This is a genomic window from Cryobacterium sp. 10I5 (genome assembly GCF_035019865.1).
GTDB lineage: Bacteria > Actinomycetota > Actinomycetes > Actinomycetales > Microbacteriaceae > Cryobacterium > Cryobacterium breve_A.
In genome coordinates this window covers 1-544 of the sequence record NZ_JASJVI010000218.1, presented here as the reverse complement: position 1 = coordinate 544, position 544 = coordinate 1, and the positions used below count along the sequence as shown (strand labels likewise).

The 544-nt window shown below is 57.9% G+C and carries 1 protein-coding gene; it reads right to left on the bottom strand.

Going from position 1 to position 544, the window contains the following annotated elements; all coding sequences use genetic code 11:
• Positions 1–310: 310 nt before the first annotated feature.
• On the bottom strand, positions 311–544 hold a 234-nt coding region (locus tag QN350_RS19780; RefSeq protein ID WP_323517226.1), incomplete at its 5' end, for a hypothetical protein.

Below are 544 nucleotides of genomic sequence, written 5' to 3'. Positions count from 1 at the left end.
ATCGATCAATTCTTGATACAAGGTTTCCGTCGCGACGCGGATGCGATCGGTGACATCGGTGAGTTTGAGTTCTCCCAGCAGGTCGAGCAGGGCAGACTGGTCTAGAGCCATCTCTAATGGTTAGTAGCTGGCCTGGGGCTGGCTGGCAAGCTGGTATCGGCCTTTCCCAACGTGACTCAAGAGCCATCTGTCCCGCGCAAGCGGTGGCTTTCACACGACCTGTCCGCTGGGCTAGGTCGGTGCCGGCCTGACCCGTTTCGATGGCTTCATAGAAGGTTGTCCACCCACGCTCCGGCGGGGGTGTGACTCATTAGAGATCTGCCTCGCGACGATTCTCCCAGGCCCGGATAACGAACCATTTACCGGAAGAAGACACTTCGTGAGCACCGTGGCTGACACATACAAATACGTCATCGGCGTGGATACCCACGCCAAAACGCACACCTACGCAGTCGTTGCTGCCGCTACTGCCCTCTCTGTCAACCTTGGGTAAGGCACCGGGATCGTCCCGAATAGTGTCGTAGAGGGCGGGGAAGGATTTCCC